Here is an 8,026-nt window from a genome sequence, read left to right on the forward strand (position 1 = left end):
CGGCATTGGACCTGTTTCGTGCGCGTGCCGGCTTCGACAAGGCCGGCCAGCTCATCGATGCCTTCCTCACCCGGTATGACCTGATTCTGACGCCCACCACCGTGGTGCCCGCGCAGAAGCTCGGTGCGCTGCGGCTCGATCAGCCCTATGAAAGCTATGCCGCCGAGGCCATGAACTCCTCGGCCTTTACCTCGCTGTTCAACATCAGCGGCCATCCGGCGATGTCGGTGCCGCTGCACTGGACGGCAGACCACCTCCCGGTGGGTTCCCACTTTGTCGCCCCCTTTGGTGGCGAAGGCCGATTGCTGCGCCTGGCGGCGCAGCTGGAGCAAGCCCAGCCCTGGGCGCATCGCGTGCCGGACCTGTCCGCACTCGAAGCTTGAATCTCGAACAACAAAAGGATGGAGACCATGGAATCAGTGAATCAAGGTGTGGATCGTCGCGGCTTTATTCAGGGCGCAGGTGCCGTGGCCGCAGCTGCGACCATGCCGGCGATGGCCGCGCAGAAGAAAAATGAGGCAGTCGCGGTGGACGGCTATGCCTGGGCAGAGCAGATCCGCCGGGGCGATATCACGCCGCTGGAAGCGCTGGAGGCCGCGATTGCTCGCACCGAGGTCCTGCCCAAGCTCAACGCCGTGGTCATCAAGGACTACGAACTGGCACGTGATCAGGCCAGGCAGATGTCGGCGCTGGGCAGCGCCGCGCGTGCCGAAGCCACCGCCAGGGCACCCATGTGGGGCGTGCCCTTTTTGCTCAAGGACCTGAACCAGTATCTGAAGTGCACGGTCACCACCAATGGCTGCCGTTTCTTCAAGGGGGCGGTGGCGGAGTACGACAGCACTCTGGTAGCACGCTACAAGGCAGCCGGCCTCAATATCTTCGGCAAGACGGCATCGCCCGAGTTCGGCCAGACGCCCACGACAGAGTCCCTGCTCTACGGGCAGTCGCCCAATCCCTGGAATGCGGCCCACACCACGGGCGGCTCCTCGGGGGGCGCGGCGTCGGTGGTGGCCGCAGGCATTGTGCCCGTGGCCCATGCCAGCGACGGCGGTGGCTCCATCCGCATTCCCGCTTCGCACTGCGGCCTGTTCGGCCTCAAGCCCAGCCGCGGACGTCTGCCTGCCGGCCCGGCCAATATGGAAGGCTGGATGGGCCTGTCCATGAACCATGTCATCAGTCGCAGCGTGCGCGACAGCGCTCATCTGCTCGATCTGACGCAGGGGCGCGAGCCGGGCTCGCGCACCGTACCGCCGCGCGATGTGGAGGGCAGCTACCTGGAGGCCCTCAGGCAGGCGCCCAAAAAGCTCAAGATCGCCGTCTGGACTAAGAACTACTTTGGCATTCCCGTGCATGCGGACTGTCAGGCGGCGGTGGACAAGGCCATCAAGGCCTGCCTGGCGCTGGGCCATGAAATCGTCGAGGACATGCCTGAGCTGCCCGTGGCAGAGGTGTTCTCGGGTCTGGGCGTGGTGACCTCGGTGGGCATGATGGCCAGCATCCGCGCCCGCGAAAAGCTGCTGGGTCGCGCCGTGCGCCAGGACGAACTCGAGCAGATGGACTGGCTGTACCTGGAAAAGGCCAGGTCCTATACCGCCGAGCAGATGCTGATGGCGCGCACCAACTTCGATACCGCCGGACAGATTCTGGACCGCTTCTTTCTCAAGTACGACCTGATCCTGACTCCCGTGATGGCCGTGCCGCCACCGCTGCTGGGCGTGCTGACGCTGGACCAGCCCTATGACTCGTTTGCACGCGAGGCCGTCAAGGCATCGCCCTACACCGCACTTTTCAATATGACGGGTCAGCCCGCCATGTCCGTGCCCATGCACTGGACGGCGGACAAGCTGCCGATCGGCGCGCACTTTGCGGCGCCATTCGGCCGCGAAGGTCGTCTGCTGGCGCTGGCAGCTCAGCTGGAGCAATCCGTGCCCTGGGCCCATCGTCAGCCCGACCTGTCGGTTTTCAAAGCGTGATTTCAAGAGCGCAGACAGGCTGCGGGCCTGCTCTGCACAGCAAGGAAAAGGGGAAACAAATGGGTATTTGCAACCAGAGAACCGTCGTCATCACCGGTGCAGGCGGTGGCCTGGGCCGCGCCTATGCGCTGGCCTTCGCGCAGGAAGGTGCAAATGTGGTGGTCAACGACATCCGCGCCGAAGCCGCCCAGGCCGTGGCCGAGGAAGTCAGGACTGCCGGCGGCAAGGCGCTGGCCAACACCGGTGACATCACCACCGTGGCCGGTGCGCAATCGATTCTGGAGGCCACGCTGGCCGCCTTTGGCGATGTGCAGGTCATCGTGAACAATGCCGGCGTGTTGCGCGACCGCATGTTCCTCAGCCTGTCCGAGGAAGACTGGGACATGGTCATGCGCGTGCATCTGCGCGGCCACTTCTGCATGGCCAAGGTCTTTGGTGGCTACTGGCGCGACCAGAAGAAGGCCGGCAAGCCCGTGGATGCCCGCATCATCAACACCAGCTCCGGCGCCGGTCTGCAAGGCTCCATAGGCCAGAGCAACTATGCCGCGGCCAAGGCCGGCATCGCCGGTCTGACCCTGGTGCAGGCCGCCGAGCTGGCGCGCTACGGTATCACCGCCAACTGCCTGGCGCCCGCCGCGCGCACTTCCATGACCGAAGGCGCCATGCCCGATATGGTCAAGAAGCCCGAGTCCGGCTTCGACGTCTGGGACCCGATGAACGTGGCCTCCATCGTCGTCTGGCTGGGCAGCGCCCAGTCCGCCCATGTGACGGGCCGCTGCTTTGAAGCCAAGGGCGGCGAGCTGTCCGTGGCCGACGGCTGGTTCACTGGCAAGGTCAATGACAAGCAGGCGCGCTGGGAGCCTGCCGAGCTGTCTGGCGTCGTCGATCAGCTGATCGCCGAAGGCAAGGCACCTCAGAAAGTCTACGGGACCTAAGCCCGAGAAGCGGCCGGGCCGTGGTGCCCGGCCTTCCCATTCGATGAAGAACTCAGGACGCGAGCCATCATGGATTTAAGTCTGAACGAAGAACAAAAAATGATCGCCGAAAGCGCCGCGGTGTTTCTGCAGGAAAAAAGCAGCACGGCACGGGTGCGCAAGGTCTGCGAAACCGAGGGCGGGCTGGACCGCGCCCTGTGGCAGGAAGTGCTGGACATGGGCTGGTGCAGCGTGGCCCTGCCCGAAGCTGCGGGCGGCATGGGCCTGGGATGGCGTGAGCTGGTGCTGCTGCAGGAGCAGATGGGCTACCACCTGGCCTGCGTACCGTTCTTTGATGCCGTCGTTGCGGTGACGCCGTTGTGGCAGGCGCTGAGCCAGACCGGGCAGGGCCTGGGCGTGGTGGAGCGCCTGGCGGCCTCGGGCCTGATCTGCGTGCTGGGCATGACGGTGCGCGGCGAGCTGCCAGCCACGGCTGTCGCCAGGGTGGATGGCGATGCTCTGGTGCTCGATGGCCAGTGGCGCCAGGTGGGCTCCGGCGCGCATGCCGATGTATTTCTGCTGCCAGCCACGCTGCCTTGCGGATCTCTGGGGCTGCTGGAGGTGAATGCCGGGGCCGAAGGCCTGAGCGTGCAGGCCCTGGCGACGATGGATGCCACGCGCAGCAGCGCCGATGTCTCGGCCGTGAATGTGAGGCTCACCGGCTCTGCCGTGCTGATGCATGGCGATGCACTCGAGCTACTGTGGGCGCAGACGCGCAATCTGGCCGCCATCGGCCTGGCGGCAGAGCAGGTCGGCGTGGCCGAGCGCGCGCTGGATCTGGCCGTGGACTACACCAAGGAGCGCCAGCAGTTCGGCAAGGCCGTGGGCAGCTTTCAGGGCGTCAAGCACCGCGCAGCGCAGATGCTGGTGAAGGTGGAGACCGCACGCTCTGCTGTCTATGCTGCAGCTTTCATAGCTGATGGCGCTGGTGATGCAACAGATTTGACCTATTTTGCGGCTCAATCCCGCACGGATGCTACGGAAGCAGCTCTCTTTTCCACAGGTGAAAGCATTCAGCTGCATGGCGGCGTGGGCTTTACCTGGGAGTTCGATCCGCATCTGTTCTTCCGGCGCGCGCAGGCATCGAGCCAGCGCTTGGGTACGGTGGAGCAGTGGCGCGAGCAGGTGGCGACGCGTTTGTTGGACGAGAGTGTGACGGAGGCAGCATGAAGATGCAGGAATCGGAAATCAACGAGGCCTTTCGCGCCGAGGTGCGGGAATGGATGGCGCAGCACCTGACAGGGCGCTTCGCCCCGCTCAAGCACGCCAGCGGCCTGGGCACCGAAGGCTATGACGCGCAGCTGGCCAAGGAATGGGAGCAGGAACTGGCCAAGGGCGGCTGGACCGGTCTGGGCTGGGAGACACGCTATGGCGGCCGCAACGCCCCGCTGGCCCAGCAAGTCATCTTCCACGAGGAATATGTGCGCTGCGGCGGCCCGGGCCGTATCGGCCATATCGGCGAGACCCTGCTGGCCCCCACACTGATGGCTTTCGGCACGTCCGAGCAGAAGCAGCGTTTCCTGCCCGGCATTCTGGCCGGCACCGACTATTGGGCTCAGGGCTACTCCGAGCCCGGCGCGGGCTCCGACCTGGCCGGCATCCGCACCAGGGCCTGCCGCGATGCGGACACGGGTGAATGGGTGATCCACGGCCAGAAGGTCTGGACCTCCTGGGCCCATGAGTCCGAATGGGTGTTTGTGCTGGCCCGCACCGACGAGGCCTCAGGCAGCGCAGCCAGCGCGCGCCACGCCGGCATGGTGCTGCTGCTGGTGCCCCTCAGGCAGCCTGGCGTGGAAGTGCGCCCGATTCGCCAGATCACCGGCACCTCGGAGTTCAACGAAGTCTTCTTCGACGGCGCACGCACCGAGGGCGGTCTGCATCTGGGCCCCGTGGGCGACGGCTGGAAGGTCGCCATGTACCTGCTGGGCTGCGAGCGCGGTGCGTCAACGCTGGGTCAGCAGGCACATTTCCGCCATGAGCTGGATCTGATCGTCGCGCTGGCCAGACGCAATGGCGCGGCCCGGGACCCGCTGCTGCGCCAGCGCCTGGCCAAGGCCGATATGGGGCTGCAGACCCTGCGCGCCCATGCGCTGCGCTCCAGCGACGAGAACACGCCGTTTCGCGTGGCCTCGGTCTCCAAGTACGCATGGTCCAACTGGCACCGCGATCTGGGCGAGCTGGCCATGGATGTGCTCGGCGAGCAGGGCGGGTTGGTGCTCAAGGACCCGGCCCTGGCTGCGCTGCAGCAGCTCTGGCTGGTCAGCCGTGCCGACACCATCTATGCCGGCACCAACGAGATTCAGATGAACCTCATGGCCGAGCGCGCACTGGGCATGCCGCGCTGATCGGGTGCATCGGGCATTTTTGCCCTTGCTCCAGAGGAGCCGGCAGATGCACTGCCCGGGCCGGACAGAGATGCTGCGAACACCGGGTTTTCCCGGCGGTTGGCCGCATCTTCTGTTTTGAAATGTCCTTGCAGCGACATTAGGGAATGACCTATCGTCCAAAGTGACGATGCTGCAGCGCAGCGGCGACCGGAAGATCAAGGCAACAACCTTCTGAATGCAAAATGATTAGCGCTCCCTCCTACGTTGCTGCCCACGGTCTGCTCAAAAACAAAACTGTGCTCGTTACCGCTGCTGCTGGCGCCGGTATTGGTTTTTCCGCTGCAAAACGTGCAGCAGAGGAGGGCTGCAAGGCCTTGTTCATCTCCGATGTGCATGAGCGCCGGCTGGCCGAAGCCGTGGAGCAGATCAAAAAGGATACGGGTTTGACCCAGGTCTTCGCCAGGCTCTGCGACGTGAGCCGTGAAGATCAGGTTCAGGCACTGATCGCCGAAGCCGACAGCACCATGGGCGGCATCGATGTGCTGATCAATAACGCGGGTTTGGGCACCAGCTGCAAGGTCGTCGACATGAGCGACGACGAGTGGAGCAAGGTCATCGACATCACGCTGACCGGCACCTTCCGCATGACGCGCGCCGCGCTCAAGCTCATGCAGCCGCGCGGCAAGGGCGTGATCGTCAACAACGCCTCGGTGCTGGGCTGGCGCGCCCAGACCGAGCAGGCGCATTACGCGGCCGCCAAGGCCGGCGTGATGGCGTTCACACGTTGCTCGGCGCTGGAGGCGGCCGAATTCGGCATCCGCATCAACGCCGTGGCTCCATCCATCGCCATTCATGCCTTCCTCAAGAAGTCCGCCTCCGAGGAATTGCTGGCCAAGCTCTCCGAGAAGGAAGCCTTCGGCCGTGGTGCCGAGCCCTGGGAAGTGGCCAATGTGATGATCTTCCTGGCCAGCGACTACTCGTCGTACATGACGGGTGAAGTCGTGTCCGTGAGCTCGCAAAGGGCCTGAGCATGAACGCAGTCGCAGACAAGATGCTGTTTGACTCGGCGGCCTCGGTGCTGGCCTCGGTGGGCCGTCAGCTGGGCGAGACCGAATGGATGCAGATCAGCCAGGAGCGCATCAACCAGTTTGCCGATGCCACGGGCGACCACCAGTGGATTCATGTGGACCCCGAGCGGGCCGGCAGCGGCCCGTTCGGCGCCTGCGTGGCCCATGGCTATCTGACGCTGTCGCTGGCCAATCTGTTTCTGCCCCAGCTGGTCAGCTATCAGGGGTTGAAGATGGGCGTCAACTATGGCTGCGAGAAGGTGCGCTTTCCGGCCCCGGTGCTGGTCGACAGCTGGGTGCGCGGCAGCGGCGAGGTGGTGGCGGCGACGCCGATCGGCGAAGACGGCGTACAGGTCACGATCCGCATCAGCGTACAGGTCAGGAATCAGGACAAACCCGGCTGCGTGGTCGAAACCATCAGCAGGCTGTTCTTTATCCAGGAAAATTGAGTGTGTGCAAGCGCCTGCTCCGGCAGACGGTTGCATTTTTTGTGAAGAGGCACGAGCCGCCGATAGAGTGGCCGGCCTCGATAGGGCAGCAAAAACTGCCCAGGGCGCGACGACAAGAAAGTTAGGAGACAAAGACATGAAAGACGCAGTCATCGTTTCGACGGCACGTACCCCCATTGGCAAGGCTTATCGTGGAGCCTTCAACGACACCGAGGCTCCGGTGCTGGGCGGACACGTGATTCGTGCGGCGCTCAACAAGGCGAGCGTGGCCGGTGCCGATGTGGATGATGTCATCTTGGGCATTGCCGCGCAGCAGGGCACGCAGGGCTACAACCTCGGGCGCCTGTGCGGCTATACGGCCGGCCTGCCGGAATCCGTGGGCGGCATGGTGATCGATCGCATGTGCGCATCGGGCCTGATGAGCATTGCCACGGCAGCCAAGGGCATCATGACCGGCGAGATGAATATCGCCGTGGCCGGTGGCCTGGAGTCCATCTCCCTGGTGCAGAACAAGTACAAGAACGCCTACCGTGCCCAGTCTAAGGCAGTGCTGGCCGCAGAGCCCACGGCTTACATCCAGATGATTGAGACGGCCGAGCTGGTCAGTCAGCGCTACGGCATCAGCCGCGAAGCCCAGGACGAGTACTCGCTGCGCAGCCAGCAGCGCGTGGCTGCGGCGCAGGACAAGGGCCTGTTTGACGACGAGATCGTGCCGCTGACCACCGTCAAGCAGTTGTTCGACAAGGAATGCAACGTCACCGGCAGTGAGGAAGTGACGCTGACCCGCGACGAGGGCAACCGTGCCGACACCACGCTGGAGAGTCTGGCCAAGCTCAAGCCTGTCTGGAAGAACGGCCAGTGGGTGCCCGAGGGCCGATTCATCACGGCTGGCAATGCCTCCCAGCTGTCCGACGGTGCCAGTGCCTGCGTTCTGATGAGTGCCGACGAGGCCCGCAGTCGCGGCCTTGCGCCTCTGGGCACCTACCGCGGCGTGGCCGTGGCGGGCTGCCGCGCCGATGAAATGGGCATCGGCCCTGTCTATGCCATCCCCAAGCTGCTCAAGCAGCATGGCCTGACCATGGGCGATATCGGTCTGTGGGAAATCAACGAAGCGTTCGCCTGTCAGGTGATCTACAGCCGCGACCAGCTGGGCATTCCCGATGAGCGCCTGAACGTCAATGGCGGCGCGATCTCCATCGGCCACCCCTTCGGCATGTCGGGAGCCCGTCTGGTCGG

Annotated in this window: 8 protein-coding genes; all 8 read left to right on the top strand. The window is 64.6% G+C overall.

The window, feature by feature from the left end; all coding sequences use genetic code 11:
• The coding region (locus ACLBXN_RS20765; protein ID WP_447613412.1) for an amidase family protein at positions 1-383 on the top strand (383 nt) is incomplete at its 5' end.
• A gap of 27 nt (positions 384-410) precedes the next feature.
• Positions 411-1,973 (top strand): amidase, encoded by a 1,563-nt coding sequence (locus ACLBXN_RS20770; RefSeq protein WP_447613413.1) that lies wholly within the window; start codon positions 411-413, stop codon positions 1,971-1,973.
• Between the two features lie 59 nt (positions 1,974-2,032).
• Positions 2,033-2,908 (top strand): SDR family oxidoreductase, encoded by an 876-nt coding sequence (locus ACLBXN_RS20775; protein WP_211455532.1) that lies wholly within the window; start codon positions 2,033-2,035, stop codon positions 2,906-2,908.
• Positions 2,909-3,007: 99 nt separating this feature from the next.
• Positions 3,008-4,117: an acyl-CoA dehydrogenase family protein gene (locus ACLBXN_RS20780; RefSeq protein WP_447613502.1), complete on the top strand. Its 1,110-nt coding sequence runs from the start codon at positions 3,008-3,010 to the stop codon at positions 4,115-4,117.
• Positions 4,114-5,292 carry an acyl-CoA dehydrogenase family protein gene (locus tag ACLBXN_RS20785; protein ID WP_447613414.1) on the top strand — a complete coding sequence of 393 codons (1,179 nt, stop codon included), beginning with the start codon at positions 4,114-4,116 and terminating at the stop codon, positions 5,290-5,292. Before ACLBXN_RS20780 ends, ACLBXN_RS20785 begins: the two co-directional genes overlap by 4 nt.
• A gap of 224 nt (positions 5,293-5,516) precedes the next feature.
• Complete coding sequence (locus ACLBXN_RS20790; protein ID WP_043005832.1) at positions 5,517-6,302, top strand: SDR family oxidoreductase; 786 nt, start codon at positions 5,517-5,519, stop codon at positions 6,300-6,302.
• A 2-nt stretch (positions 6,303-6,304) separates the two neighbouring features.
• Positions 6,305-6,790, top strand: a complete 486-nt coding sequence (locus ACLBXN_RS20795; protein ID WP_043005831.1) for a MaoC family dehydratase — start codon at positions 6,305-6,307, stop codon at positions 6,788-6,790.
• A 136-nt stretch (positions 6,791-6,926) separates the two neighbouring features.
• Positions 6,927-8,026: acetyl-CoA C-acyltransferase (locus tag ACLBXN_RS20800; RefSeq protein WP_447613415.1), on the top strand; the 1,100-nt coding region annotated here is incomplete at its 3' end.

This window comes from Comamonas sp. C24C, from assembly GCF_053345995.1.